This window comes from Shimia thalassica, from assembly GCF_001458215.1.
GTDB classification, from domain to species: domain Bacteria; phylum Pseudomonadota; class Alphaproteobacteria; order Rhodobacterales; family Rhodobacteraceae; genus Shimia; species Shimia thalassica.
Genome location: NZ_CYTW01000003.1, coordinates 249306 through 273986, shown reverse-complemented (window position 1 = coordinate 273986; position 24681 = coordinate 249306). Strand labels below are relative to the sequence as shown.

Genomic DNA, 24681 nt, shown 5'->3' with positions numbered 1-24681 from the left:
GACATTGCCGCCCCCGTCATCGGTGTTATCGTGCCGCCAACAAGGGAGCATACCATGACTATTCATATCGGAGCCAAGCCCGGCGACATCGCGGAAACCGTTCTTATGCCGGGCGATCCTTATCGCGCAAAGTGGGCGGCGGAAACATTTCTTGAAAACCCTGTCTGCGTAAACGAAGTGCGCGGCATGTTGGGCTATACTGGCACATGGAAAGGCAATCGCGTGACGATCCACGGGTCTGGCATGGGCATGCCCTCGCTGTCGATCTATGTGAACGAACTGATCCGGGACTATAACGCTCAGACCCTGATCCGGATTGGGTCCTGTGGTGGCATGCAACGCAAAGTGGCGGTGCGTGACGTAATTCTTGCAATGACCGCTTCCAGCCTTTCAACGCCTTCTTCGGGCATTTTCAAAGAACTCAACTTTGCGCCCTGCGCAGACTGGTCCCTATTGCGCGCGGCGGTGTCCGCAGCCGAAGCCAAAGGCACGCCAACGCATGTCGGCGGGATTTACTCTTCGGATGTGTTTTATGATGAACGTCCCGACATCAACGAACAGATGACGCGCCACGGAATCCTTGGCGTCGAAATGGAAGCGGCCGAACTTTATAATCTGGCGGCCCGCCATGGGCGCCGTGCCCTTGCTGTGCTGACCGTTTCGGACCACCTTTTGACCGGCGAGGCCCTGCCTTCGGAAGATCGCGAACGTAGCTTCGGAGATATGGTCGAAATCGCGCTAGAGGCTGCTTTCGCTTAACAGCAACTTGATCAGGGCGGCCAATGCGGGGCGCGGTTTTCCATCGCGAAGCTGCATCCCCAATGTCTGCCCTGTTTCTACCGCCCCTTCAAACGGGGCGATCAACGCGCCACTTTCCAAATGCCGCTGGACCAAGGCCTCGTGCGCCATGAGAACACCGGCCCCGTTTAGCGCCTCTTCGACCGCCAACGCATAGAGCGAATACACCGGCCCCCTTGGGATCACGTCCTCTTGCGGCGCTTCCGTTCTCAGCCAAAGGGTCCAGTCGTCGGCCCAAACGGCATCTGACAAACAGGGCACGCCCTTTAAATCCGCCACTGATGTCACCTTGCGCCCCAGTGCTGGCGTACACACCGGGAAAATCCGGTCACGCACGATATCCTGGTCCGCATTCGCGCCATAGAACAACGCCAAATCAAAGGGCTCGCGCGCGAGGTTTGGGGCCTGTTCTAGAGCCGTTACCGAGATTTCGATTTCCGGCATCATGGCCCGCAACTCGGGCAACCGTGGAGACAGCCAAAGCTGGGCCACGGCGGGCAAGGCCGCGATATGTATGCGGTGTGGACTTGCCGCCTGTTGCAGCTCAAGAACCGCGTGGCCCATCGCATCAAACGCCTCAATGACCGACGGCAGCACCTGCTGACCCACACGCGATAACACGACCCCCTGCGCTTTCCTCTCGAACAACGGGGCGCCTGCCCAGCCCTCGAGCGTCTTGATCTGCTGCGCCACGGCGCCTTGCGTCACACACAGTTCATCGGCGGCATTGGTGAACCCACCCAGACGTGCCGCTGCCTCAAAGGCGCGCATTGCATTCAAAGGGGGACCTTTGGGTCGTGGGGGTTTGATTGCCATTCTTAGACCTAGCTTTTCTACCCCTAGAAATCATGAATTCTCGTTTGCGTCAAACCACACATTTGGCTTCAATCCCTGCAAGCCAATCGGAGACAGATCATGCCCAACCTTTCCCTGCGCCAGTGGGTGCCCGAACTCACAGAAACCCTGACACAAAAAATCGCTGGCGAAACTGCCACGCACAGCAGCGCCGACGTTGCCGCGCGGCTCGAACAGCTTGCCGAAGACAACCGGCAGATACATGAACGGGATTGCTTTAATCTCAACCCCGCGACCAATGTCATGAACCCGCGCGCCGAGGCTCTTTTGGCCAGCGGCATGGGCAGCCGACCTTCTCTTGGGTATCCGGGTGACAAATACGAAATGGGGCTCGAAGCGGTCGAAGAAATCGAGGTGATCGCCGCCGAACTTGCCGCAGAAGTTTTTGACGCAAAGTTTGCGGAAATCCGTGTCCCGTCCGGTGCCATCGCAAATCTCTATGGGTTTATGGCCCTGACCAAACCCGGCGATGCGATCATTACGCCCTCTGCGGCGGTGGGCGGGCATGTCACACACCATGCTGCGGGTTGCGCGGGCCTTTATGGTTTAAACAGCCATCAGGCCCCGGTTGATAGCGATGGTTACTCGGTAGATCTTGATGGGCTTCGCGCGCTGGCCCAAACCGTAAAACCAAAACTGATTACCATCGGGGGATCCCTAAACCTGATCGAACACCCTGTAGCGGAAATTCGCGCCATCGCCGACGAGGTTGGCGCACATGTTCTGTTTGATGCAGCCCACCAATGCGGGATCATCGCTGGCAAAGCGTGGAAAAACCCGCTGGCGGAAGGCGCGCATATGATGACCATGAGCACATACAAAAGCCTTGGTGGTCCACCCTCGGGTTTGATTGTCACCAACGACGCAACCATTGCCGAACGCCTGGATGCGATTGCGTTTCCCGGCATGACGGCAAACTTTGACGTCGCCAAATCCGCAGCACTTGCCATGAGCCTTTTGGATTGGCGAGACTTCGGCGCAGCCTACGCTGATGCGATGATCAGCATGGCCAAGGCCCTTGCCGCAGCTCTCAAGGCGGAAGGCCTTCCGTTGTTTCAGACCAAGGACGGTGCCACACAGTCTCATCAGTTCGCACTTGAGGCCGCCATGTTTGGCGGAGGACAAGCTGCTTCAAAAACACTACGAAAGGCCGGGTTTCTTGCTTGCGGTATTGGCCTGCCCATCGACGAAGTCGAAGGTGACATGAACGGGTTGCGCATTGGCACGCCAGAACTTGTGCGTTGGGGCATGACGGCAGAACACGCGCCAAAACTTGCCCATCTGATTGCCAAGGCGCTGCGAAGCAATGCGCCAGAAGACCTTGCCGCCGAAACGGCCGCTTGGCGCAGGGAGTTTAGCAAACTGCACTATGTGCACAGCTAGGGATCGGTGGTTTATCCCGGCTCACTTGCAAGCATCAGGCAGGACTGCCGGTTGCTTGCAAGACATGCGCCCTAGCGCCCGTGGCTCTGATCGTATCCATTCGGTTCGGGGCTTTGCCACCCGTCAAGCGCCCCGTCTGCTGGGGCAAAGACCTCGACCTTGAGAGGGTAGCATGCCGCAGTGTCCGAACTGTGTTCGCTAGAGCAATCCCCGCCCGGACATGCGCTCAGGGCGCCCAGAAGGTCGATCTCGGCAAAAAACTCAAGATAATCGCCGGGGCGCACAGGGCTGGCTTTCATAAAGTACTGTCCGGTGTCCCGCGTGAACCCCGTACACATGAACACGTTCAATACGTCATGCACAAAGGGTTCGGCCTCTGCCAGAGACATTCCTGTCGCGTCGGCCAGCGCGCGTGTCAGGTTCGAATGACAGCAGTAGTGATACTGTGATCCCGCCAAAAGGTTGCCCGTGTAGGGATCGCATCGCGTCCCAATGACATCATGCACAGACCCTCCAAACGCATCGATGCCATACCACCCCAAGGTGTCTTCTGTGATGGTCGCCATCGGTCTGAGATAGGGAAAGGCCGTCCACATGCGTTCACCTGTGGTGATATGCGTGCCGTGCAGCGCCCTCGTTTTACCGGAATAGAACCGTTCGCTCAGATTATTTGCATTCCACAAGTTGAGATCCCCAACCTGCGACCCTTCGACAGAAGAAATGCGAAAAAACTGACCTGCTGGCACCCGAAAGCTGCAGGCGTCCCGCGGTGGAACAAGAACTTCGTCCACCTTTTGCGCCGTCGCGCGCGCAGACCGATACAGGTCAATCTGGGGAACCGGAAGCGTTTCATTCGGATAGCAAATGACCGGCGCAACAGCGCGGCGATCTTCGGCATCAAGGGGCGGTTTATGTAAGTCACTCATACAGAAAACTCTGCCTTGTGCCGCACGCAAGGGCAATCCCCAATGTTGTGAGCGGGTCTAACAAGGATAGCAAACGGAATGGGCCGGCTGCCGCCTATCGTGCCCATTTCGTGAAATCTTCGAAAAAAAACGCCCCGTTTCAGGGGCGTGTTTTTCTCAGGCAGCTTTGACGTATTCGTAATATGTCTCGGCTTCCAGTGCGGATTGGCCTTTGGCTACCGTTTTCAGAGGGGGCTGATAGTAAGCATATGATTGCTCTAGCAAGTCCAGTGCCTGTTTGGCAGAGCTTTTTTGAGTGCTGTTCGAGTTCGACATTGGGTGCTCCATATCTGTCAGAACGTCCTCCCGTGGCCGGTTGTAGCTTTTTGAAACGCCGTTTTCATCCAACAATATTGCATCTGCGCCATGCAGCAGTTGCAATCGTGACCAAGGGTCAACCAATTGATGCTGCGTGATTTTCCCGCAGTTTCTAAAGAAGAAGCTCCGCTTCACCCAGCCCCGCGATTTGCAGAGTCACACTGTCCAGCGCGGCACCGTCGACCAACGCCCAAAGCACCTGTCCGGAGGGGCGGAACACAACAAAGGCTTCGTCAATGTCGCTGTCCCCTGCCCCAAGTGTCTGTGCGGTATTCACCTGAAACTGATCAAAGGTGGCCGTTTGTCCAAAAACCAAACGATCTTCGTTGGAAAAATCCTGGACCCAATCCGAGCCGTGATCGAAAACACCCAAGTGGAAAAAGCGATCTGCGTCCGCGCCCCCGTTGAGGCGGTCAAACCCAAATCCACCGTTCAGAAAATCCTGACCGCTGCCTCCGAACAGAACATCCCCCAAAGACGCCCCGGTCAGGGTGTCATCTCCAAGTCCACCAATCAACGTATCTGCGCCAACCTGACCGTTGAGAATATCGTTGCCTGCGTCGCCGCGTACCTCATCATTCCCATAGCCCGCATTCACCAGATCATCGCCTACTCCGGCATAGATCAGGTCGCGGCGATCCGCTTCTGTCTGGCCACCCCAGATCCTATCGTCACCGGCGCCACCCAAGACCGTATCTGCCCCGTCGCCGGCGTGGATGGTGTCATGTCCGCCGTGACCCTCAATTCGGTCGGCACCACCACTGCCCTGCAACGTGTTGTCTGTCGCATCACCAACCGCCAGCAAACCGGCCGTGCTCACCACAACGCCAAGCGTGTCGGCGCCATTGTCTCGGGTCAGACCAACCAGGTAGGCCGCGCCATCAGGACCGATTCCAATTTCTGGTCCAACATGAAAATCGGCGTCCGTGACAGGCCCCGCGTATTCATCCGCCAGAGGCGATCCTTCGCTGTCGAAATCCCTTAGCCGGAATTCGGATTGGGACGAAGAGATTTCATCTTGCCATGCGATCGTAAAACCACCGTCCGGCCGCGCCGCGATCGACGCATCGGCCTGATCGTTCCAGATGTGTTGGTTGACGAGAAACTCTGACCCCAAAGCCACGCCCGCTTCGGAATAGACACGGGCATAGATCCCGTAGTCCGAGCCGTCCTGCGCTTCACTTTGCCATGCTATCGCAAAGCCACCACCCTCAAGCGCTGCTATGGACGGGTCGGTTTGGCTATTGCGGCTGTACTGGTTCACCTGCATCTCGGAACTGGTGGGCGTGCCGTTCTGATCATAAAGGCGCACCATCACAGCATAGAAGCTGCCATCGACGTCTCTGGATTTCCACGTTATCGCGAACCCACCGTCGTTCAATCGTGTCGCGCTCCCTCCGGATTGGAAGCTTTCTTCAGTCTGGTTCACCTGAATCAGATCACCCAGAGCATTCCCTGTCGCAGACATACGTTGGGCAAAAACGCCATACCGATCAGCATCCAGCCCCCAAACAGTGAAGACCGCGAGATAGCTGCCATCTGGCAATGCCGTAAGTTCGGGAGAAATCGAGATCGTTGCAGACGCATCGTTGAACACGATCTGTTCCTGTCCCAGCAAAGTGCCGTTTGGCGAATATCGACGTGCGAGAATATCGCCATAGGATTCGTCCAGATCCAAATATGCGACGATCAACGAGCCATCTGCCAGTTGGGTCACCGATCCGCGATTGCTCTCTCCGGTGACCCGCACCGCGGCACCTTGCGGCACACCGTTTGAATCGAAGAAACGCAGCCATGTGGCTGCGTTTCCGTCTTCTGTCCAGACCACAGCGGCACGGCCATCAGCCAGCACCACTTGGTCAATTCCCCAAACTTCGGCGTTGCCATGTGCAACATCAATGGGCGTCGAAAACCCGTTAAAACCTGTCACCATTCAAACACCGAAACGAAGGGTTTAGATATTGCGTTCAACCAGCATCTTTTTGATGTCAGCAATCGCCTTGGCCGGATTCAGGCCTTTGGGGCAGGTTTTTGCGCAGTTCATGATCGTGTGGCAGCGATACAGTTTGAAGGGATCTTCAAGGCTGTCCAGACGCTCGCCCGTGGCTTCGTCACGGCTATCGATGATCCAGCGGTACGCGTGCAACAGCGCTGCTGGTCCAAGATACCGGTCACCATTCCACCAATAGCTTGGGCATGAGGTCGAGCAGCTCGCGCACATCACACACTCATACAGACCATCAAGTTTCTTGCGGTCTTCAATCGACTGGCGCCATTCTTTGGCCGGACGGTTGGTCTTGGTTTCCAACCACGGCATGATGCTGGCGTGCTGAGCGTAAAAGTGTGTCAGATCTGGAATAAGGTCTTTCACAACCGGCATGTGCGGCAGTGGATAGATCTTCACGTCGCCTTTGATCTCGTCGAGACCATAAATACAGGCCAATGTGTTGATCCCGTCAACGTTCATTGCACAAGATCCACAAATCCCTTCGCGGCACGAGCGGCGGAAGGTCAGGGTCGGGTCAATCTCGTTCTTGATCTTGATCAACGCGTCCAGAACCATGGGACCACATTTGTCCATGTCCAGAAAATAGGTGTCGACCGATGGGTTTTTGCCGTCGTCCGGGTTCCAGCGATAGATCTGGAATTTGCGAATGTTGGTCGCGCCTTCCGGCTTGGGCCAAGTTTTACCTACGGTAATCTTGGAGTTCTTCGGCAATGCAAATTCAACCATGATCTCTCCTTTCGGTGGCGCATACCCAAGGTATACGCTTCCTAGTCCTTGTCAGAGCTTTCGCGCAGTTTCTTCTGCCGCAAAAAGCGTTTGATTGTTTTTCACCAGTTCCGCCACCTGCCTGCGAGCAGGACGAGCCAGCCCAAGCGCATTTAGTTGGCGCATGAATTCAAGCGAGCCATCATTGAGGCTCTGGTTGCTGCGACCGGCGACCGGTTGCAGCGTGTCGATGTCTGCGTCTGTCAGACCCGCAAAGCGCAAAAGCTGGCGTCCGGGCCGATCAGGTGTCTGCTCGTCTTCCAGAGCAAAAAAGCGAACGCGGTCTTTGCCAAGGCGCGCTTCAAGGTCATGCTGCAACTCGGTCCAACGTTTGCTGGCGCGGGTTTGCTCAAGGAACTCTTCACGGGTTCCGGCATAACTGTCTGACTTGACCGCCTGATTGTAGACGCTTGATTTCCAGCTTTGCATCTCGCGGGTATAGAAAACGTATTCGGGAGAATACGGCGCGAGGTTTTGTTCGAACAACGCGATGATCTTTGGCAATGCCGGATAAAGATCGGTCACGCCTGCCCGTCCCATCATCGCCCCGCATATGTTTTCATGCGAGATGATGCAGACACGGTCGTCCGACGTCAGGTCGTCGCGAACCGTACAAATCAGATCTTTGAGATCATCCTCGTGCGTTTCCGGTTTGAGGCTGTAAAGCGCACATGTGCGGCCAAGTTCGCGGGTAATGCTGCCCTTGACCGGCACACGGATATCAAGACGCGCGGCAAGCGCATCCTGATTACGCGATAGAAAATGATGCAACGACGTCGACCCGGTTTTCTGGGCACCGATATGTACGATGACCCTCTGGGGTGCGTTTATGTCGTTGATCACAGCCACAAGCGAGACCCTACCTTAGAAAGTCCGCGCTTTGGGCGCGATCTTCTTGAGGTTAATGCCGCCTTCATCTTCTGTCGTCAAAGGATCGACAACAACTGGACGATAGCTCAGGTCAACCTTGTTTCCTTCAACACGGCTAACGGTGTGAACACGCCAGTTTTCGTCGTCACGCGTCGAGTAATCTTCGTGCGCATGTGCACCGCGAGATTCTTTGCGTGCCTCTGCCCCATGGATTGTCGCCAGAGCGTTTGGCATCAGGTTGCCCAGCTCGAGAGTTTCCATCAGGTCCGAGTTCCAGACAAGCGACGTATCGGTGACGTGCAGGTCATCCATTTTTGCAGCAATAGCAGTCATCTTCTCGACACCCTCTTTCAAGGTCTTGTCTGTACGGAAGACTGCGGCGTCTGCCTGCATCGTGCGCTGCATCTCGAGACGCAGCTCAGCAGTTGGCGTACCACCTTTTGCGTTGCGCAGACCATCAAAGCGGTCAAACGCGGCATCAACAGAAGCCTGGTTCAGAACCGGATTGGCGCTGTCTGCGTCAACAACCTTGCCAGCGCGGATCGCGGCGGCGCGGCCAAAGACAACAAGGTCGATCAGCGAGTTCGAGCCCAGACGGTTTGCACCGTGAACCGACGCACAACCCGCTTCACCCACGGCCATCAGACCCGGTACAACACCGGTTGGATCTTCGGCAGTCGGGTTCAGAACCTCACCCCAATAGTTGGTTGGGATACCACCCATGTTGTAGTGCACCGTCGGCAGAACCGGGATCGGCTCTTTGGTCACGTCAACACCAGCAAAAATCTTGGCGCTTTCCGAGATGCCCGGCAGGCGCTCGGCCAGTGCTTCGGCTGGCAAGTGGTTCAGGTTCAGGTGAATGTGATCGCCATGTTCGCCGACACCGCGGCCTTCACGGATTTCCATGGTCATCGAACGCGAAACATAGTCGCGTGGCGCGAGGTCTTTGTACTGGGGCGCATAACGCTCCATGAACCGCTCGCCTTCGCTGTTGGTCAAGTAACCGCCTTCACCGCGGGCACCCTCGGTGATCAGACAACCCGAGCCGTAAATTCCGGTTGGGTGGAACTGAACGAATTCCATATCCTGCAGGGCCAGACCCGCGCGGGCCACCATACCGCCACCGTCGCCGGTGCAGGTGTGGGCCGAGGTCGCCGAGAAGTACGCACGACCGTAACCACCTGTCGCCAGAACAACCATCTTGGCGTTGAAGACGTGCATGGTGCCGTCGTCGAGCTTCCAGCAAACAACACCCTGACACTGACCGTCTTCCGACATGATCAGATCAATCGCGAAGTATTCGATATAGAACTCGGCGTTGTTTTTGACCGACTGGCCATAAAGCGTGTGCAAGATAGCGTGACCGGTCCGGTCCGCCGCGGCACAGGTCCGCTGAACCGCAGGACCTTCACCAAATTCGGTGGTGTGTCCGCCAAAGGGACGCTGGTAAATCTTACCTTCTTCGGTCCGCGAGAACGGCACACCATAGTGTTCCAGTTCATAAACCGCTTTGGGGGCTTCACGCGCGAGATATTCCATCGCGTCCGTATCACCCAGCCAGTCCGACCCTTTTACGGTGTCGTACATGTGCCATTTCCAGTTATCCGGCCCCATGTTGGCCAGCGACGCAGCGATACCACCTTGGGCGGCAACAGTGTGCGAGCGGGTCGGGAAAACTTTGGTGACGCAAGCGGTGCGCAGGCCTTGTTCGGCCATGCCCAGCGTGGCGCGCAGACCAGCGCCGCCGGCGCCGACCACAACCACGTCATATTCATGAGTTTCGTATTCGTAAGCAGCCATGTTCGGGCTCCGGTATTAAAGTGCGATACGGGCCAAGGCAAAAAGCCCGGTGGCCGCGATGGCGTATGCGATGCAGGTACACGCGATGATCAGGAATTTCTTCGTGAGACCACGCGTATAGTCCTCGATGACAACCTGAATGCCGTGACGGAAGTGAATCATCGCCACAGTGATTGTCATGCCAGCGATAATCGCCGGGAACGGACGCTGGTAATAAGCGATCGCTTCTTCATAGGTGCTTCCCAGAATGCTGCCAAAGGTCAGAATAAACAGGGGAACAAGGATCGCGAGGCCAACAGCGCTAATGGTCTGGCCCCAGAGGTGCTCTGTGCCATGGCGCGAAGAGCCACGATATTCGGCGCGTTTGCGGTCGGTCAGGAATGCCATGTGTAAATCTCCCTCAGACGATCAACGCAAAGAGAAAGGTCAGAACAAATGATCCGATGATCACGCCCTTGGCCAGCTTCTCGGCAGTTTCAATTTCAAGTCCGCGACCTGTATCCCAATACAAGTGGCGCAGGCCCGACAAGAAGTGATAGCAAATCGCCCAAAGTGCGGCGAACATCACCAAATCTCCGAGGAACGACGTCATCAAGCCGTTCACTAGATCAAAATATTCTGGTCCTGAAGCGGCGGCCAAGAACCACCAAACAACAAGAACGGCAGCGCCCAGAAGGGCCACGCCGGTAATACGTGCAAAAATCGATGTCGCAGACGTCAGCTGCGGCCGGTAAATCGACAAATGCGGCGAAAGCGGGCGATTGCCCCGGTTCACATCAGCCATGTTGAATCCTTTCGGTTTCCCTCAATACTCTTACTAAGGGTTTTTTGTTACTTGTCACGGCTGTGGCAGCGCTAAAGGCGCGGTTTTTTGGCGCAACCTTGTAGATTCTTTAAGTTTTGTGATCACGCGAAAAAAAACGTGATCACATATTTAAATCGCACAAAAACACTCAGGTTTATTTCACAAAAACAACAGCGCAGAGCCTTAACCTGCGACATTCAGAGATTCTCTTGCGTCGCGAATGGGTCGCCCAAGTTGTGATCACAAAAATGGGCGCGCTCGAATTTGCCTGCCAATCAGCCTCTTTTTCGGCCTCCGAAACCAAAAGAAGCGCCCACAAAAGGGGCGCTTCTTGGCATCACACAGCAAAGTTGTGATTAAATGGGCATAAGCGCCCAATAGTCCAAATCCAGCAGAACATCTGGCAGATACTTGCCGTCTTCGCCGCGCAGTTCGAACGGAGCGCCGCCTTTTGTGGCCACAAGCCGCAACCGGATCGCCCCGACACCCGGCACATTGGTCTCGGCCTTGTCCAGAACTTCGGACCACGCCTTGACCGTCAAACCCGAGAAGGCCGGATTTGCATGGGCGCCGCCGTTGAGACCCACGATCATCTGGGCGTTGGCCAAGCCGTTGAACGACAACGCGCGTGCCAACGAGATAATGTGCCCACCATAGATAAGCCGCTGACCGTCTGGCCGGAACGTAGCATCAAAGTGCACTTTGGCAGTGTTCTGCCAAAGACGTGTCGCCAGCATATGTTCCGCTTCTTCCAGCGTCACGCCGTCGACGTGATCAATGGTTTCACCGACTTCATAGTCTCCCCAACGATGCGCTTCACCTGACAAGGCGAAGTTATAGTTCGAGAAATCCAACCCTTCAGGGATGACCAGATCCTCGGCCGCAATCACTTTGTTCAACGCGGGAACAACCGTTTCAGGTGCGGGTGCATCCACATCACGTTTACGCACCATCACCCAACGCACATATTCCATCACGACATCATCGTTCTGGTTCATCCCGCGGGTGCGCACATAAACAACGCCGGTTTTCCCGTTCGAATTTTGCTTGAGACCAATAACTTCCGAAGTCGAGCGCAGTGTATCCCCTTCGTAAACAGGTTTGAGCCAGCGCCCTTCCGCATATCCAAGGTTGGCCACCGCATTCAGCGACACATCCGGAACCGTCTTCCCGAAAACAACATGAAACGCAGCCAAGTCATCAATCGGTGACTTTGGCAAACCGCTTGCCTGTGCAAACGCATCCGAGGAATACAATGCATGACGTGCAGGATAGAGCGCATGATACAAGGCGCGCTCGCCGCCAGACACGGTGCGCGGCACCGCGTGCTCGATCACCTGCCCCAGCGTGTAGTCTTCAAAAAACCGGCCCGGATTGGTCTTGGCCATTTAGTGTTCTCCTAGTTTTGTGTCAGGGGTGTAGGTTCCCTCGACCTCCTTGACGACCGCCTGACCGCAGCGCATCACGCCCGTCTGTTGGCAAAACGTCTGGGTCGGAGAGCCATGCAGCTCCCATCCCTTGTTTAGGGCATCTGTCACCTTGTGACAGAATGCCGACGTATCTTCTTCGCTTAAAAACCTGTAAAGTTTCATGTGCTTACACCGGATATGGCCAAGGACCGACCCAATAGTGGATGTACCCGATGACCGCCATCAAAACCAAAGACGCCACAAGGAACATACCGTCCTTGGCATAGCTACCGGCAGGTCCGGGTGTCCATTCAGGTTCGCTTTTGTTGATGATCACCACCTCAAGCAGCGCCCAGACGAACAATCCACCGAACAGGATCAAAGAGGCAACATCACCGTTCACCAGAATGTGCGCAAAGGCCCAGGCGCGAAAACCCGCAAGCATCGGGTGGCGCATTCCGTTCAGGGTTTTCCCTTTTTTCGGTGCAGGGCTCATCATGAAAATCGCGACAAGCACCAAAAAGTTGTTCACATGCACCATCCAGCCCGGAGCGATCCACAGATCAATCACTTCCGCACTGCGATAACCGATCACCATCAAGACGATGCTGATCACAAGGGCCACCGTTACGGCGCCCTTGCCGGCATCGCCCATTTTTGCCCGCGCGTCAGGCATCAACCGTTTGAAAAAGTGAGCACCGGCCCACAGCAAAACCCCAAGTACCAAAAGTATCATCTCGCTCTCCGCTGGTTATTTGGTCTTGGAGACAGGCTTACCCTTCAAGCGCGGCGATTGCATCTGCTTTCGCGAGGATTTCCTTGGCGGTCACCACATGGAGGTTTTCGACAATCTTGCCATCAACCACCGCGACGCCTTCGCCTTTTGCTTCGGTTTCTTCGAAAGCGGCAATCTGGCGGCGTGCCAAATCGATCTCGGCCTCGGTCGGAGCAAACGCGGCGTTGGCCACTTCGACCTGCGCCGGATGGATAAGCGTTTTGCCGTCCATGCCCATGTCACGGCCCTGATCGCATTCAACCTTCAGACCTTCGGCATCTTTGAAGGCGTTATATACGCCATCAACGATAACAATGCCCTCGGCCTTGGCCGCAAGCAGGCACAGCGACAGTGACGTCAGCATCGGCAGGCGATCCGCACGGAACCGGCACTGCAACTCTTTTGCAAGGTCATTGGTCCCCATGACGAAACCGGTCAACTGCGGATGAGCGGCAATTTCCGCAGCATTCAGCATGCCGCGTGGCGTTTCCATCATGGCCCAGATCGGCTTATTTCCAACCAAAGCTGCCAGCGCATCCACCTGAGCGGCGCTTTCCACTTTGGGAAGCAGCACAGCATCACAATCCATGCTTGCAGCGGCTTTTGCGTCCGCCTCGCCCCATTGAGTATCAAGCCCGTTGATACGAACAATCCGCATGCGGCTGCCATAACCACCGTTGGCCAGTGCATCTTTCAGAATCCCGCGCGCGTTTTCTTTTTCATCAACGGCAACGGCGTCCTCGAGGTCAAAAATGACGGCATCCACCGGCAATGTTTTGGCTTTTTCCAAGGCCCGCTCTTTCGAGCCGGGAATATAGAGTACCGAACGATAAGGACGTGCGCGCTGATCCATGAGTCTCTCCGAAATAAAGTTGCGCGGAATGGGCCATTTTTTACCGATAAGTTCAAGGTGAAAAATGCCGCAGCGCAGAAGAAACCGCGCCGTACGCAGCGTTAATCCAGGTTTGAGCCGTTTTCAGGCAGGATTGCAGGCCCAAGCAGCACGAAATTTCTCAGATTATTGCAAGGTGCCCAAATGAAAAATACGTTTTTGAAAGCAACGATGGGGCTCGGGATTATGGCTTTGGCCGCAGATCAGGCCGCGTCACAGCCCGCAAATTGTGCCCCCCGTGCTATCGTTCTGGAACAACTAAGCCAGAAGCACAAAGAACTGCGCAAGGCAGCCGGTCTTGCCTCCAACAATGCCATTGTCGAAGTGTTTGCCTCCGAAACAAGCAGCTGGACCATCACGGTAACCTTTCCAGACGGCATGACCTGCCTTCTGGCGTCCGGGCAGGCCTTTGAACTGGACGTTGCAGATCTTGCGCAGCTCGATCCGGAAGCCTGAGCTAGGTCAGGGCATCCCAGAACAGCTTTGAGCCTGTGACTGTCAGCAACAAATAGGTCAGGCCGAAAAATACGCGTTCTGAGACGAGATAATGCGCCTTTACCCCAATCCATGTTCCAAGAATGGCAAATGGCGCCAACCACAGATCAGCGATCAGAACCTCAAGTGAAAACACCCCCAAAAAGGCATAGGGGATCGCTTTTGCGATATTGATGACCCAGAAGATAAGAACGGTCGTGGCTTGATATGTTGTTTTATCAATGCCACGGGTCAACAAAAACACCGCAACCGGTGGGCCACCTGCGTGGCTCACAAAACTGGTGAAACCGGCAGTCGCACCGGCAATCAGACCAACCCAGTTGGGAAGCTTTGCACGGGCTTGTTTACGCGGCCAAAGTTGCCAGAGAACGAACCCCAACGCCACGCCACCGATCAGAAGACGCAGCACATCATCGTTCGCCACTGAAAAAAGCGCTACGCCAAGCGCAACACCCGGTATTGATCCGAATAACAGGACTTTGGATTCCGGCCAGCTCCACCGCCGCCAATAATGGGGCAGCGACACAACATCGATCAGCATCAAAAGCGGCAACATAAGGCCCAATGCCTGCATCGGAGGCAGGACCAGCGCCATGAGCGCAGAACTGGCAAAGGCGGCTCCGGACCCGAAACCGCCTTTGGAAACACCCGCGAATATCGTCGCCAGAACAGCGAGGGCAAAAACTTCTGGACTGTCAGTCATACAACTGCTTCAGGACATCGTTGTGACCCCGCCCTTTGGCAAAAAATCACTTTTTCTTTTCCAGAATTTTCTTGCGCTGTGCTTCGTATTCTTTTTCGGTCAGCAACCCGGACGCATATGCGGTTTCCAGCGATGCCAACTCTTCTCCAACCGTGGTTGTCGAAACATTGTTCGTTGTATTGCCCCCATTGCCACAGGCGCTCAAAAGCAACCCGGCCACGGCCAAAGCTCCTGCAATTTTTGCAATCGATTCCATTCGAATTTTTCTCCCGATCATGCCTTTTCCAAACTTTCTACCGTCCGGCAGCGACTCGGGCAAGTGACTTAGAGCCTTAGAGTCCAAGGAGTTTTCAGCCATTTTGCGCAAAGTGCAACGCTTCGCCGCGCCTGCAAACACTTGCGTCAAATGTGATTTGCGCCTAAGCCACCCGCGACAATTCAACCGGACCGGAGACTAATCCTATGGCCAGACCCAAGATTGCCCTTATCGGCGCAGGTAACATCGGCGGCACGCTCGCCCACCTCGCAGCCCTGAAAGAACTGGGTGACGTTGTTCTTTTCGATATCGCCGACGGCCTGCCACAAGGCAAGGCGCTGGACATTGCTGAATCCGGCCCAGTCGAGAAAATCGACGCCGACATGTCCGGCACCAGCGACTATGCTGGCATCGCGGGCGCAGACGTTTGCATCGTGACCGCTGGTGTTGCACGTAAACCAGGCATGAGCCGTGATGACCTCTTGGGCATCAACCTCAAAGTGATGAAGTCGGTTGGCGAAGGCATCGCAGCCCACGCACCTGACGCATTCGTTATCTGCATCACCAACCCGCTCGACGCGATGGTTTGGGCTCTGCAGAAATTCTCGGGCCTGCCAGCACACAAAGTTTGCGGCATGGCTGGCGTTCTTGACTCGGCACGCTTCCGTCACTTCCTTGCAGAAGAATTCAACGTGTCTATGCGCGACGTGACTGCATTTGTTCTGGGTGGCCACGGCGACACCATGGTACCTTCGGTTCGTTACTCGACCGTTGCCGGTATCCCGCTCCCCGATCTGATCGAAATGGGCTGGACCACACAAGAGAAACTGGACGCAATGGTTCAGCGCACCCGTGACGGCGGCGCGGAAATCGTTGGCCTGCTGAAAACAGGTTCGGCTTTCTATGCTCCAGCTGCATCGGCAATCGAAATGGCCGAAGCATACCTGAAAGACCAGAAACGCGTTCTGCCATGTGCCGCATACTGTGACGGCGATCTGGGCGTGAAAGACATGTATGTTGGCGTTCCAACCGTGATCGGCGCTGGCGGCATCGAAAAAATCGTCAACATCAAGCTCAACAAAGAAGAGCAGGAAATGTTCGACGTATCGGTGAAGGCTGTTCAAGGTCTGGTCGACGCTTGCAAAGGCATCGACGGCTCGCTGAACTAAGTTCACGCGTCATAAGATTTAAGAAACACCCTCGCAGGAAACTGCGGGGGTGTTTTTTGTTGAAACGTTTGGTTTCGACACAAACCACTTTTACTTACCTTGACCAGACGGTCGCCTCTGCCCGGAGACAACTTTGAGTGTTGTCGCAGCTAAAGCTCGAAGGTCGACTTACAATCGATTTTTATCCCTGGCCCGCAAGCGGCTCATTGTGACAGGTGTGACCCCCAAATAAGAGGCGATCAAACTATGGGGAAACGTGTCTTCATAGTCAGGAAATTCTTGGCGAAACCAGGCGAGCCGATCAGCCCCGCTAAGTGCGGCGAGGCACCACTCTCGATCCACCTTCCGGCATAAGGCCTCACGCAGAATACCATTGGCCCAATTCCGGACGGGTTCAGACGAAATCATCCGATTTGAAAGCAGATCACTGTCAATGCGCGCCAACAAGGCGTCGGTCGTTGCGACGATAGAAACGAGTGACAACCCGTCGCGCGTTCTCGCTATGTTTGGTGTGACGACACATGGTCCGACATAAAATCCGACGCAAACTTCTTTTCCGTCTTGGTCACAAATACTACTCGCCAAACACCCTGACAAAAGAACAAATTCATCTGTTTCGGATTGCTCCTGCCGCGCCAGATGCGCCCCTTTGTCCAAACGAATTCGTTTCCAAACTGACGAGAATTCGTCAACGCAACCCGCATCCGAAAGGTCGTGTGACTGCATTAGAAACGTCCGTAAATCCATTTTGGAGTCCCTTATCAAATGATAATGCAGCCGACTTTGTCTGAGGGCAGATATGGCACAAATCGAGGAGTTTACAAAATGACAAACGGAATTCTGTCAAAGCACGCCGGACCTATCGCAGTTGGTTCAGGATTTATTGCTGCATCACTTTATTATCTTATGATAACTGTCACGCTCGCCGAAATCCAAACAGTTTCGGGACAGATCCCCTTTGACATGCGCCCGTTTGGCTATGCCCCCAAAGAGGCTGGTATTTTGCTTGCATCGCTAGGCGCAGATGGACGCGAATATTATCTAAGCCGTCAGATCACCTTGGACACACTTTATCCGGCAATGCTCGCGTTGTCATTAAGCGCGACAATCCTCTGGTTTGGACGGAGACTGTCGAACAGAAGGCTTATCCACATTGGGGTCGCACTTTCCATCGGCAGCGCTTTGCTCGACTATGCTGAAAACCTTGGCATCGTGACCATGATCCGGAGCTGGCCAGAGGTCTCTGCGCCTCTGGTTTACGCTGTCAGTACGGCCACAATTCTGAAGTCCGGTGCAACAACTTTGACCGTGGTACTTGTTATTCTAGTGGGTTCCAAATGGATGCAGCTGTCGAAAACAGACCTGCGCCCATAGATCATTGCGGGAGTTTGTCCGCACAGCAGACCTTAAGGCCTCCCGCGGCTAAGGTCTGGTTCGAGCCCATTCTACTAATGCTGCAGGTTGCACCAATGTCTGCTTTAGGAAATCTAGCAACATTGTAGGCTCTGCCCTTGCACGCAGAAGCAATTCCTACCTACATTTGGCGAGTTCTGCCCATTCGATATTCGGATTGAATTGGTTTCCGATTAGAGCGTCAAAGAGGATGAAATGGTTCAATTTTATTATGCAGAGAATTCCGATGGCGAGATTGTCGAGGCGGCAGATATTGTGCCAGAAGATCGCCACAAGTATGCGGATTTGGTGTGTCCGGGCTGCAAGGAGCCGATGACTGCTGCTGTAGGTGAAGTGGTTGAATCGCACTTCAGACATAAGGTTGGGGAACACTGCAGCGATTACTTCGCCCAAGTTATTGAGAAGACGATCGCACATTCCCACAGGCAGCGTCAGGCAAACAACCAACCGTACGATTTGATTGTGCCGGGTGGTAAGGTAATCAACCTAGCAAAATCTGACGCGGTACTTGAGCAACATGAAACTAACAGCGGGTTTCGGGTAGATTTACGGTTTCGAACAAAGGTGGGTCAGATTGATGTAGTGGTTTCGCGGCGCGAAACTGACATGCAAATGCTTAAGCACATGGAAGGCTTCTGTATCGGTGTAGATGCCCAGATTGCACAGGCGCGTGGTGAGCAAAACCTTGTTAAATTGTTCAAGATAGGAATCGACACGAACAAGTTGTTCGTTGAATTCTATAAAGGGGGCCAAAAGCAATTCTTTATTCAGCGACGTAAGCCACCGAAAAATTCTATGACAGCGAAAGAGCGTTTGAAAAAGCAACCCGGAGAGAGCACCGAGGATTACCGCTTTCGTCTTTTAGGAAAGCGTTCTTAAATGTTCGGCAAGGACACATAAAGCAACTTTGGGTATTGGGGCAGAATTCGACCCATTGAAGACTTAAGCGGAGATTGCAGCGAATATCCGCAAGGTCCCGCATAAACACCCTCCCGTCAAAATTCAGCGACCGACCGCTTTTTTTCCCCTCTTGGCGATATCCGCATTCTGAATTGGTGACACCATTGACCTCAAGTCCGCAATTGAGGGGTCGCCCCCACTTCAATTAGTTTCAATCGATCAGAGACGCATACCTGCACCGCCCCATTTCTTTTTGCCAATTCACGACATGACGTTAACGTCACCTTTCGCAGCCTCTGAAAGCAGCGCAATATCCTTATATCCATGAAGTTTTCCTGGATTGATTCTTTCGAATGTGTTCTTGCAGCATTTTTGTGATCACTAATTTTCTGAGTGTGATCACAAAATTCGGAAAATCGCACCAAATCGCCGCAGTCTTGCAAAAAGTGCTTAGTTGCGGCCCAAAGCTGTGCCAGAACCTCCTGCAATCGTAGCAAGATGGGACAGTTCCATGAACATCCATGAATATCAGGCGAAGGCATTGCTTCGCTCCTACGGTGCCCCGGTTTCTGAAGGACGTGCTGTCCTGAAGGCCGAGGACGCCAAAACTGCAGCCGGTGAGATGGACGGCCCACTTTGGGTTGTCAAAGCTCAGATCCACGCAGGTGGACGCGGCAAAGGTTCCTTCAAAGAAGCTGACGCTGGTGAAAAGGGCGGTGTTCGTCTGGCCAAGTCGGTTGAAGAAGCCGCTGAAGAAGCCAAGAAGATGCTGGGCCGCACCCTTGTGACCCACCAGACGGGTCCGGCTGGCAAGCAAGTCAACCGCATCTACATCGAAGATGGTTCCGACATTGAAAACGAACTCTACCTCGCTCTGCTGGTAGATCGTCAGACGTCGCGCATCTCGTTCGTATGTTCGACCGAAGGCGGCATGGACATTGAAGAGGTCGCCGCGTCGACCCCTGAAAAGATCCTGTCTTTCTCGGTTGATCCTGCCACGGGATACCAAGCGTTCCACGGCCGTCGCATTGCATTCTCGCTGGGCCTCAAGGGCGCACAGATCAAACAGTGTGTGGCTTTGATGGGCAACCTCTACCGTGCTTTCGTCGAGAAAGACATGGAGATGCTGGAAATCAACCCGCTGATCGTTCTCGAAGGGTCCGGTGACCTCAAAGTGCTCGACGCCAAAGTCAGCTTTGACGGCAACGCCATGTATCGTCACCCCGACATCGCGGAACTGCGTGACGAGACCGAAGAAGACAGCAAAGAGCTGGAAGCGTCCAAGTACGACCTGAACTACATCGCTCTGGACGGTGAAATCGGTTGTATGGTGAACGGCGCCGGTCTGGCGATGGCCACTATGGACATCATCAAACTCTATGGTGCTGAGCCTGCCAACTTCCTCGACGTCGGTGGCGGCGCCACCAAAGAGAAAGTGACCGAAGCGTTCAAGATCATCACTTCGGATCCAAACGTAAAAGGCATCCTTGTGAACATCTTCGGCGGCATCATGCGCTGTGACGTCATCGCCGAGGGCGTTGTCGCTGCGGTAAAAGAAGTTGGCCTGCAGGTTCCACTGGTTGTCCGTCTCGAAGGCACCAACGTGGAAGCCGGTAAAGAGATCATCAACACCTCTGGTCTTGATGTGATCGCAGCCGACAACCTGTCGGACGGCGCAGAAAAAATCGTGAAAGCGGTGAAAGGTTAAGACCATGGCAATTCTCGTTGATGAAAACACCAAAGTAATCTGCCAAGGCTTCACCGGCTCGCAGGGTACTTTCCACTCCGAACAGGCAATCGCATACGGCACCAAAATGGTTGGCGGCGTAACACCTGGTAAAGGCGGCGTTGACCACCTTGGCCTGCCCGTGTTCGACTCGGTCCACGAAGCAAAAGCGAAAACCGAAGCAAACGCCTCGGTGATCTATGTTCCTCCGCCCTTCGCGGCTGACTCGATCCTGGAAGCGATCGATGCGGACATGGAACTGATCGTCTGCATCACCGAAGGCATTCCTGTGCTGGACATGATGCGCGTTCAGCGTGCTCTGGAAGGCTCGTCGAGCCGTCTGATCGGACCAAACTGCCCCGGTGTGATTACCCCTGACGCCTGCAAAATCGGCATTATGCCCGGCCACATCCACAAACGTGGCTCGGTTGGCGTTGTGTCGCGTTCGGGTACACTGACATACGAAGCCGTGAAACAGACTGCTGACATCGGCCTTGGCCAGTCGACCGCTGTTGGTATCGGTGGCGACCCCATCAAAGGCACCGAGCATATCGACGTACTCGACATGTTCCTGTCGGACGATGAGACCCAGTCGATCATCATGATCGGTGAGATCGGTGGTTCTGCAGAAGAAGAAGCCGCTGAATTCCTCGCCAACGAGCGTAAGAAAGGCCGTTGGAAACCAACTGCTGGCTTTATCGCTGGTCGTACGGCCCCTCCCGGCCGCCGCATGGGTCACGCTGGCGCGATTGTTGCCGGCGGCAAAGGTGGCGCAGAAGACAAGATCGAAGCCATGAAAGAGGCTGGTATCGTTGTCGCTGACAGCCCTGCTGGTCTCGGCGAAGCCGTGCTGAAGGCAATCGGCTAATGATGCAACGACCCGCCATAGGTGCTGAGGGCAGCGCCGGACCCGAGGGGGGGCGCAATGCGCCCGCCCATGGGGGCGGGTCGGGCGCTGCCCGGCGTTGCCGCCGGGTGGGAGCCTTGCAATGACCCGTACTCACTATTTTGCCATCTCCGGCGCCTATCTGCTGATTTTGACAATCTCTTGGTGGTTTATTGCCAACCCAGAAGCAAAAGGAGCGGTACGAGGCGCATCGGCATTGGTTTCCTCAATTGTTTTCCTGTTTGGGGTTGTTCATCTTAACACTGCCGGAGTCCAACTAAGGCCGGTCAATCATCCTTTTCCATCTTTGATCGACCAACCAATAAGCCCGATTTCCGGTCTGTTGCCTGCGACCTTTGCTTCAGCCGCTGCAGCGGGAGCGTCGACTGTAATCATACCTCCGTTTCTTGCTTCTCTAGTACGCCATGCGGACTTTTCGGTGCTGCTTTTTCTCGCCGTAGTCAGCTTAGCGTATGTTCCAATGATACAATCTCCGAGCCAAACATCCGCTTCTAAGGAGGCCTCCCAATGACTGAACAGTCACCCAACGACATCTTCCACGCCTCTTCCTTTATGCAGGGGCACAACGCGGAATACCTCGAGCAGATGTATGCCCGCTATGCCAACGACCCGAATGCGGTCGACGAAGCATGGCAGGACTTCTTCCGCCAGCTGGGCGACGCCGAACTGGATGTCAAAGCTGAAGCCAAGGGCCCATCGTGGCAGCGCGCCGACTGGCCGCAACAACCCAACGATGACCTGACCGGCGCATTGACCGGAGAATGGGCACAGCCCGTCGAGGCGAAAGCCGCCGGAGACAAAATCAAAGCGAAAGCGACCGAGAAAGGTGTTGAAATCACCGACGCTCAGGTCCGTCAGGCCGTGCTGGACTCGATCCGTGCGCTGATGATCATTCGCGCCTATCGTATTCGTGGCCACCTTGTGGCCGATCTTGACCCGCTGGGCATGCGCGATCAGACGCCGCATCCCGAGCTGGACCCGAAATCCTATGGCTTTACCGATGCCGACATGGACCGTCCGATCTTTATCGACAAGGTTCTCGGCCTCGACATCGCCACCATGCGCCAGATCGTCGACATCGTGAAGCGCACCTATTGCGGTACATTTGCGCTGCAATACATGCACATTTCGAACCCTGATGAGGCCAGCTGGCTGAAAGAGCGGATCGAGGGGCTGGGCAAAGAAATCCAGTTTACCCGTGAAGGCCGCAAAGCCATCCTGAACAAGATGGTCGAAGCCGAAGGTTTCGAAAAGTTCCTGCACGTCAAATACATGGGCACCAAACGTTTTGGTCTGGATGGCGGCGAAAGCCTCATCCCGGCGATGGAGCAGATCATCAAACGGGGTGGCGCATTGGGTGTGCGTGACATCGTGATCGGTATGCCTCACCGCGGCCGACTTTCGGTTCTGGCCAACGTGATGCAGAAACCTTACCGCGCGATCTTCAACGAATTCCAGGGCGGTTCGTTCAAGCCCGAAGACGTTGATGGCTCGGGCGATGTGAAATATCACCTCGGCGCGTCTTCGGACCGTGAATTCGACAACAACAACGTTCACCTGTCTTTGACAGCCAACCCGTCGCACCTCGAAGCGGTGAACCCGGTTGTTCTGGGCAAGGTGCGCGCCAAGCAAGACCAGTTTAAAGACGACGAACGGATCAGCGTCCTGCCCATCCTGTTGCACGGTGATGCGGCTTTCGCAGGTCAAGGTGTTGTCGCGGAATGTTTTGCCCTGTCAGGCCTGCGTGGTCACAAGACCGGCGGCACGATGCACATCGTTGTGAACAACCAGATCGGTTTTACCACCGCGCCGCACTTCTCGCGCTCGTCGCCTTATCCAACGGATAACGCGCTGGTCGTTGAATCGCCGATCTTCCACGTCAACGGAGATGACCCGGAAGCGGTTGTTCACGCCGCAAAGGTTGCCACCGAATTCCGCCAGAAGTTCCACAAAGACGTGGTTCTGGACATCTTCTGCTATCGCCGCTTTGGTCACAACGAAGGCGACGAGCCGATGTTCACCAACCCGGTGATGTACAAAAAGATCAAAGGTCACAAAACCACCCTGTCGCTCTATACCGAGCGTCTGGTCAAAGACGGCCTGATCCCCGAAGGCGAAATCGAAGACATGAAGGCGGCTTTCCAAGCCAAACTGAATGACGAATTCGAAGCCGGAAAAGAGTACAAACCGAACAAGGCAGACTGGCTGGATGGCCGCTGGTCTGGTCTGGACCGCGAAGATGGCGATTATCAGCGTGGCAAGACCTCGATCCACGAGGACACTCTGAAAGACGTCGGCACCGCGCTCAGCACCGTGCCGGAAGGTTTCCCGCTTCATAAAACTGTTGGGCGTCTTTTGACGTCCAAAGCCAAGATGGTTGAAACCGGCGAAGGCTTTGACTGGGCAACCGCCGAGGCTCTGGCCTTTGGCTCATTGCTCACCGAGGGGTACAACGTGCGTCTTTCGGGTCAGGATGCGACCCGCGGTACGTTTTCGCAACGCCACTCGGGTATCGTAAATCAGGACACCGAAGAGCGCTACTATCCGCTGAACAACATCCGTTCGGGTCAGGCAAACTACGAAGTGATCGACTCAGCCCTGTCGGAATACGCGGTCCTCGGGTTTGAATACGGCTACTCGCTGGCAGAACCAAATGCGCTGACCCTGTGGGAAGCCCAGTTTGGCGACTTTGCCAACGGTGCCCAGATCATGTTCGATCAGTTCATCAGTTCCGGTGAATCGAAATGGCTGCGGATGTCGGGCCTTGTGGTCCTGCTGCCGCATGGTTTCGAAGGCCAGGGCCCGGAACACTCGTCGGCCCGTCTGGAACGCTTCTTGCAGATGTGCGGTGGTGACAACTGGATTGTTGCAAACTGTACAACGCCTGCAAACTACTTCCACATCCTGCGTCGCCAGATCCACCGCAGCTTCCGGAAGCCGCTGATCCTGATGACACCGAAATCGCTTCTGCGTCACAAGCTTTGCATCTCGGAGGCAGAGGACTTTACCAATGGTTCGTCCTTCCACCGCGTGCTTTGGGACGATGCAGAAAAAGGTCATTCGGACACCAAGCTGAAGAAAGACTCTGACATCAAACGTGTCGTTATGTGTTCGGGCAAGGTCTACTATGACCTGCTGGAAGAGCGTGACGCTCGTGGTATCGACGACGTCTATCTGCTGCGGATCGAACAGTATTACCCCTTCCCCGCGCATTCGCTCATCAAAGAGCTGGATCGCTTCAAAGGGGCCGAAATGGTCTGGTGTCAGGAAGAGCCCAAGAACCAGGGTGCCTGGTCGTTCATCGAACCCAATATCGAGTGGGCCCTGACCCGCATCAAAGCAAAACACACCCGTCCGGTATATGCAGGCCGCCCCGCTTCTGCGTCGCCTGCAACCGGTCTGGCCAGCCAACACAAAGCACAACAAGAGGCGCTGGTGAATGCCGCGCTTAGCATGGAAGGAAACTGAC

At 55.1% G+C, this 24681-nt stretch carries 25 protein-coding genes; 10 read left to right on the top strand and 15 right to left on the bottom strand.

What is annotated here, in order from left to right; genetic code table 11:
• Nucleotides 1-54 precede the first annotated feature (54 nt).
• Entirely contained in the window at nt 55-759 is a 705-nt protein-coding gene (gene deoD, locus PH7735_RS14640) for a purine-nucleoside phosphorylase (RefSeq protein ID WP_058312138.1), read from the top strand.
• On the opposite strand, the gene PH7735_RS14635 is transcribed toward deoD, so the two are convergent.
• The gene (locus PH7735_RS14635; RefSeq protein WP_058312137.1) at nt 739-1614 is read right to left on the bottom strand and encodes a LysR substrate-binding domain-containing protein; all 876 of its coding nucleotides are present in this window, start codon (nt 1612-1614) and stop codon (nt 739-741) included. The two genes, deoD and PH7735_RS14635, sit on opposite strands and share 21 nt — an antisense overlap.
• A gap of 99 nt (nt 1615-1713) precedes the next feature.
• On the opposite strand from PH7735_RS14635, the gene glyA reads away from it, so the two are divergent.
• Nucleotides 1714-3036 carry a serine hydroxymethyltransferase gene (gene glyA, locus PH7735_RS14630; protein WP_058312136.1) on the top strand — a complete coding sequence of 441 codons (1323 nt, stop codon included), beginning with the start codon at nt 1714-1716 and terminating at the stop codon, nt 3034-3036.
• Nucleotides 3037-3107: 71 nt separating this feature from the next.
• Here the strand turns inward: glyA and PH7735_RS14625 are convergent, their stop codons facing one another.
• The 12 genes from PH7735_RS14625 to PH7735_RS14570 form a co-directional block, all read right to left on the bottom strand.
• Entirely contained in the window at nt 3108-3962 is an 855-nt protein-coding gene (locus PH7735_RS14625) for an urea carboxylase-associated family protein (protein ID WP_058312135.1), read from the bottom strand.
• Between the two features lie 156 nt (nt 3963-4118).
• A complete protein-coding gene (locus PH7735_RS20750) occupies nt 4119-4277 on the bottom strand; it encodes a hypothetical protein (RefSeq protein WP_158503247.1) in 159 nt (52 codons plus the stop codon).
• Nucleotides 4278-4431: 154 nt separating this feature from the next.
• Complete coding sequence (locus tag PH7735_RS14615; RefSeq protein ID WP_058312133.1) at nt 4432-6252, bottom strand: calcium-binding protein; 1821 nt, start codon at nt 6250-6252, stop codon at nt 4432-4434.
• Nucleotides 6253-6273: 21 nt separating this feature from the next.
• Nucleotides 6274-7053 carry a succinate dehydrogenase iron-sulfur subunit gene (locus PH7735_RS14610; protein WP_058312132.1) on the bottom strand — a complete coding sequence of 260 codons (780 nt, stop codon included), beginning with the start codon at nt 7051-7053 and terminating at the stop codon, nt 6274-6276.
• A gap of 51 nt (nt 7054-7104) precedes the next feature.
• Nucleotides 7105-7941 carry a hypothetical protein gene (locus PH7735_RS14605; RefSeq protein ID WP_058312131.1) on the bottom strand — a complete coding sequence of 279 codons (837 nt, stop codon included), beginning with the start codon at nt 7939-7941 and terminating at the stop codon, nt 7105-7107.
• 15 nt (nt 7942-7956) lie between these two features.
• Nucleotides 7957-9762, bottom strand: a complete 1806-nt coding sequence (gene sdhA / locus PH7735_RS14600; RefSeq protein WP_058312130.1) for a succinate dehydrogenase flavoprotein subunit — start codon at nt 9760-9762, stop codon at nt 7957-7959.
• Nucleotides 9763-9777: 15 nt separating this feature from the next.
• Nucleotides 9778-10149, bottom strand: a complete 372-nt coding sequence (gene sdhD / locus PH7735_RS14595) for a succinate dehydrogenase, hydrophobic membrane anchor protein (protein WP_058312129.1) — start codon at nt 10147-10149, stop codon at nt 9778-9780.
• A gap of 13 nt (nt 10150-10162) precedes the next feature.
• A complete protein-coding gene (gene sdhC / locus PH7735_RS14590; RefSeq protein ID WP_058312128.1) occupies nt 10163-10546 on the bottom strand; it encodes a succinate dehydrogenase, cytochrome b556 subunit in 384 nt (127 codons plus the stop codon).
• A 377-nt stretch (nt 10547-10923) separates the two neighbouring features.
• The gene (locus PH7735_RS14585) at nt 10924-11955 is read right to left on the bottom strand and encodes a MaoC family dehydratase (RefSeq protein ID WP_058312127.1); all 1032 of its coding nucleotides are present in this window, start codon (nt 11953-11955) and stop codon (nt 10924-10926) included.
• Nucleotides 11956-12159, bottom strand: coding sequence for a DUF1737 domain-containing protein (locus tag PH7735_RS14580; RefSeq protein WP_058312126.1), 204 nt, complete (start codon nt 12157-12159; stop codon nt 11956-11958).
• Between the two features lie 4 nt (nt 12160-12163).
• Complete coding sequence (locus tag PH7735_RS14575) at nt 12164-12712, bottom strand: NnrU family protein (RefSeq protein WP_058312125.1); 549 nt, start codon at nt 12710-12712, stop codon at nt 12164-12166.
• Nucleotides 12713-12749: 37 nt separating this feature from the next.
• Complete coding sequence (locus PH7735_RS14570) at nt 12750-13604, bottom strand: HpcH/HpaI aldolase/citrate lyase family protein (protein ID WP_058312124.1); 855 nt, start codon at nt 13602-13604, stop codon at nt 12750-12752.
• Nucleotides 13605-13787: 183 nt separating this feature from the next.
• Here PH7735_RS14570 and PH7735_RS14565 point away from each other — a divergent pair, with 183 nt between their 5' ends.
• Nucleotides 13788-14099: a hypothetical protein gene (locus PH7735_RS14565; RefSeq protein WP_058312123.1), complete on the top strand. Its 312-nt coding sequence runs from the start codon at nt 13788-13790 to the stop codon at nt 14097-14099.
• Nucleotide 14100: 1 nt separating this feature from the next.
• Here PH7735_RS14565 and PH7735_RS14560 read toward each other — a convergent pair whose 3' ends face one another.
• Together PH7735_RS14560 and PH7735_RS14555 are read right to left on the bottom strand one after the other, a co-directional pair.
• Nucleotides 14101-14841, bottom strand: coding sequence for a sulfite exporter TauE/SafE family protein (locus PH7735_RS14560; RefSeq protein ID WP_058312122.1), 741 nt, complete (start codon nt 14839-14841; stop codon nt 14101-14103).
• Nucleotides 14842-14887: 46 nt separating this feature from the next.
• Entirely contained in the window at nt 14888-15097 is a 210-nt protein-coding gene (locus PH7735_RS14555; RefSeq protein ID WP_058312121.1) for an SHOCT domain-containing protein, read from the bottom strand.
• Between the two features lie 206 nt (nt 15098-15303).
• On the opposite strand from PH7735_RS14555, the gene mdh reads away from it, so the two are divergent.
• From mdh to PH7735_RS14520, 7 genes are all read left to right on the top strand, one after another.
• A complete protein-coding gene (mdh, locus tag PH7735_RS14550; protein WP_058312120.1) occupies nt 15304-16266 on the top strand; it encodes a malate dehydrogenase in 963 nt (320 codons plus the stop codon).
• A gap of 825 nt (nt 16267-17091) precedes the next feature.
• A complete protein-coding gene (locus PH7735_RS14540) occupies nt 17092-17640 on the top strand; it encodes a hypothetical protein (protein ID WP_058312118.1) in 549 nt (182 codons plus the stop codon).
• A gap of 234 nt (nt 17641-17874) precedes the next feature.
• On the top strand, nt 17875-18558 hold the full coding sequence (locus tag PH7735_RS14535; RefSeq protein ID WP_058312117.1) for a competence protein CoiA family protein: 684 nt from the start codon (nt 17875-17877) through the stop codon (nt 18556-18558).
• Nucleotides 18559-19090: 532 nt separating this feature from the next.
• Nucleotides 19091-20287: an ADP-forming succinate--CoA ligase subunit beta gene (gene sucC / locus PH7735_RS14530; protein WP_058312116.1), complete on the top strand. Its 1197-nt coding sequence runs from the start codon at nt 19091-19093 to the stop codon at nt 20285-20287.
• 4 nt (nt 20288-20291) lie between these two features.
• On the top strand, nt 20292-21173 hold the full coding sequence (gene sucD / locus PH7735_RS14525; protein WP_058312115.1) for a succinate--CoA ligase subunit alpha: 882 nt from the start codon (nt 20292-20294) through the stop codon (nt 21171-21173).
• 121 nt (nt 21174-21294) lie between these two features.
• Complete coding sequence (locus tag PH7735_RS20580; RefSeq protein WP_145865341.1) at nt 21295-21723, top strand: hypothetical protein; 429 nt, start codon at nt 21295-21297, stop codon at nt 21721-21723.
• On the top strand, nt 21720-24680 hold the full coding sequence (locus PH7735_RS14520; protein WP_058312114.1) for a 2-oxoglutarate dehydrogenase E1 component: 2961 nt from the start codon (nt 21720-21722) through the stop codon (nt 24678-24680). Before PH7735_RS20580 ends, PH7735_RS14520 begins: the two co-directional genes overlap by 4 nt.
• Nucleotide 24681: the final 1 nt, after the last annotated feature.

Bases quoted from the DNA above. Each gene is read 5' to 3' on its own strand.
- PH7735_RS14540 (WP_058312118.1), top strand. From the start codon at position 17,092: ATGACAAACGGAATTCTGTCAAAGCACGCCGGACCTATCGCAGTTGGT.
- PH7735_RS14610 (WP_058312132.1), bottom strand. From the start codon at position 7,053: ATGGTTGAATTTGCATTGCCGAAGAACTCCAAGATTACCGTAGGTAAA.
- sdhC (WP_058312128.1), bottom strand. From the start codon at position 10,546: ATGGCTGATGTGAACCGGGGCAATCGCCCGCTTTCGCCGCATTTGTCG.
- mdh (WP_058312120.1), top strand. From the start codon at position 15,304: ATGGCCAGACCCAAGATTGCCCTTATCGGCGCAGGTAACATCGGCGGC.
- PH7735_RS14635 (WP_058312137.1), bottom strand. From the start codon at position 1,614: ATGGCAATCAAACCCCCACGACCCAAAGGTCCCCCTTTGAATGCAATG.
- PH7735_RS20750 (WP_158503247.1), bottom strand. From the start codon at position 4,277: ATGTCGAACTCGAACAGCACTCAAAAAAGCTCTGCCAAACAGGCACTG.
- PH7735_RS14580 (WP_058312126.1), bottom strand. From the start codon at position 12,159: ATGAAACTTTACAGGTTTTTAAGCGAAGAAGATACGTCGGCATTCTGT.
- PH7735_RS14575 (WP_058312125.1), bottom strand. From the start codon at position 12,712: ATGATACTTTTGGTACTTGGGGTTTTGCTGTGGGCCGGTGCTCACTTT.
- PH7735_RS14560 (WP_058312122.1), bottom strand. From the start codon at position 14,841: ATGACTGACAGTCCAGAAGTTTTTGCCCTCGCTGTTCTGGCGACGATA.
- PH7735_RS14585 (WP_058312127.1), bottom strand. From the start codon at position 11,955: ATGGCCAAGACCAATCCGGGCCGGTTTTTTGAAGACTACACGCTGGGG.
- PH7735_RS14570 (WP_058312124.1), bottom strand. From the start codon at position 13,604: ATGGATCAGCGCGCACGTCCTTATCGTTCGGTACTCTATATTCCCGGC.
- sucC (WP_058312116.1), top strand. From the start codon at position 19,091: ATGAACATCCATGAATATCAGGCGAAGGCATTGCTTCGCTCCTACGGT.
- deoD (WP_058312138.1), top strand. From the start codon at position 55: ATGACTATTCATATCGGAGCCAAGCCCGGCGACATCGCGGAAACCGTT.
- sucD (WP_058312115.1), top strand. From the start codon at position 20,292: ATGGCAATTCTCGTTGATGAAAACACCAAAGTAATCTGCCAAGGCTTC.
- PH7735_RS14535 (WP_058312117.1), top strand. From the start codon at position 17,875: ATGGTTCAATTTTATTATGCAGAGAATTCCGATGGCGAGATTGTCGAG.
- PH7735_RS14625 (WP_058312135.1), bottom strand. From the start codon at position 3,962: ATGAGTGACTTACATAAACCGCCCCTTGATGCCGAAGATCGCCGCGCT.
- PH7735_RS14615 (WP_058312133.1), bottom strand. From the start codon at position 6,252: ATGGTGACAGGTTTTAACGGGTTTTCGACGCCCATTGATGTTGCACAT.
- sdhA (WP_058312130.1), bottom strand. From the start codon at position 9,762: ATGGCTGCTTACGAATACGAAACTCATGAATATGACGTGGTTGTGGTC.
- PH7735_RS20580 (WP_145865341.1), top strand. From the start codon at position 21,295: ATGACCCGTACTCACTATTTTGCCATCTCCGGCGCCTATCTGCTGATT.
- glyA (WP_058312136.1), top strand. From the start codon at position 1,714: ATGCCCAACCTTTCCCTGCGCCAGTGGGTGCCCGAACTCACAGAAACC.
- PH7735_RS14520 (WP_058312114.1), top strand. From the start codon at position 21,720: ATGACTGAACAGTCACCCAACGACATCTTCCACGCCTCTTCCTTTATG.
- PH7735_RS14565 (WP_058312123.1), top strand. From the start codon at position 13,788: ATGAAAAATACGTTTTTGAAAGCAACGATGGGGCTCGGGATTATGGCT.
- PH7735_RS14555 (WP_058312121.1), bottom strand. From the start codon at position 15,097: ATGGAATCGATTGCAAAAATTGCAGGAGCTTTGGCCGTGGCCGGGTTG.
- sdhD (WP_058312129.1), bottom strand. From the start codon at position 10,149: ATGGCATTCCTGACCGACCGCAAACGCGCCGAATATCGTGGCTCTTCG.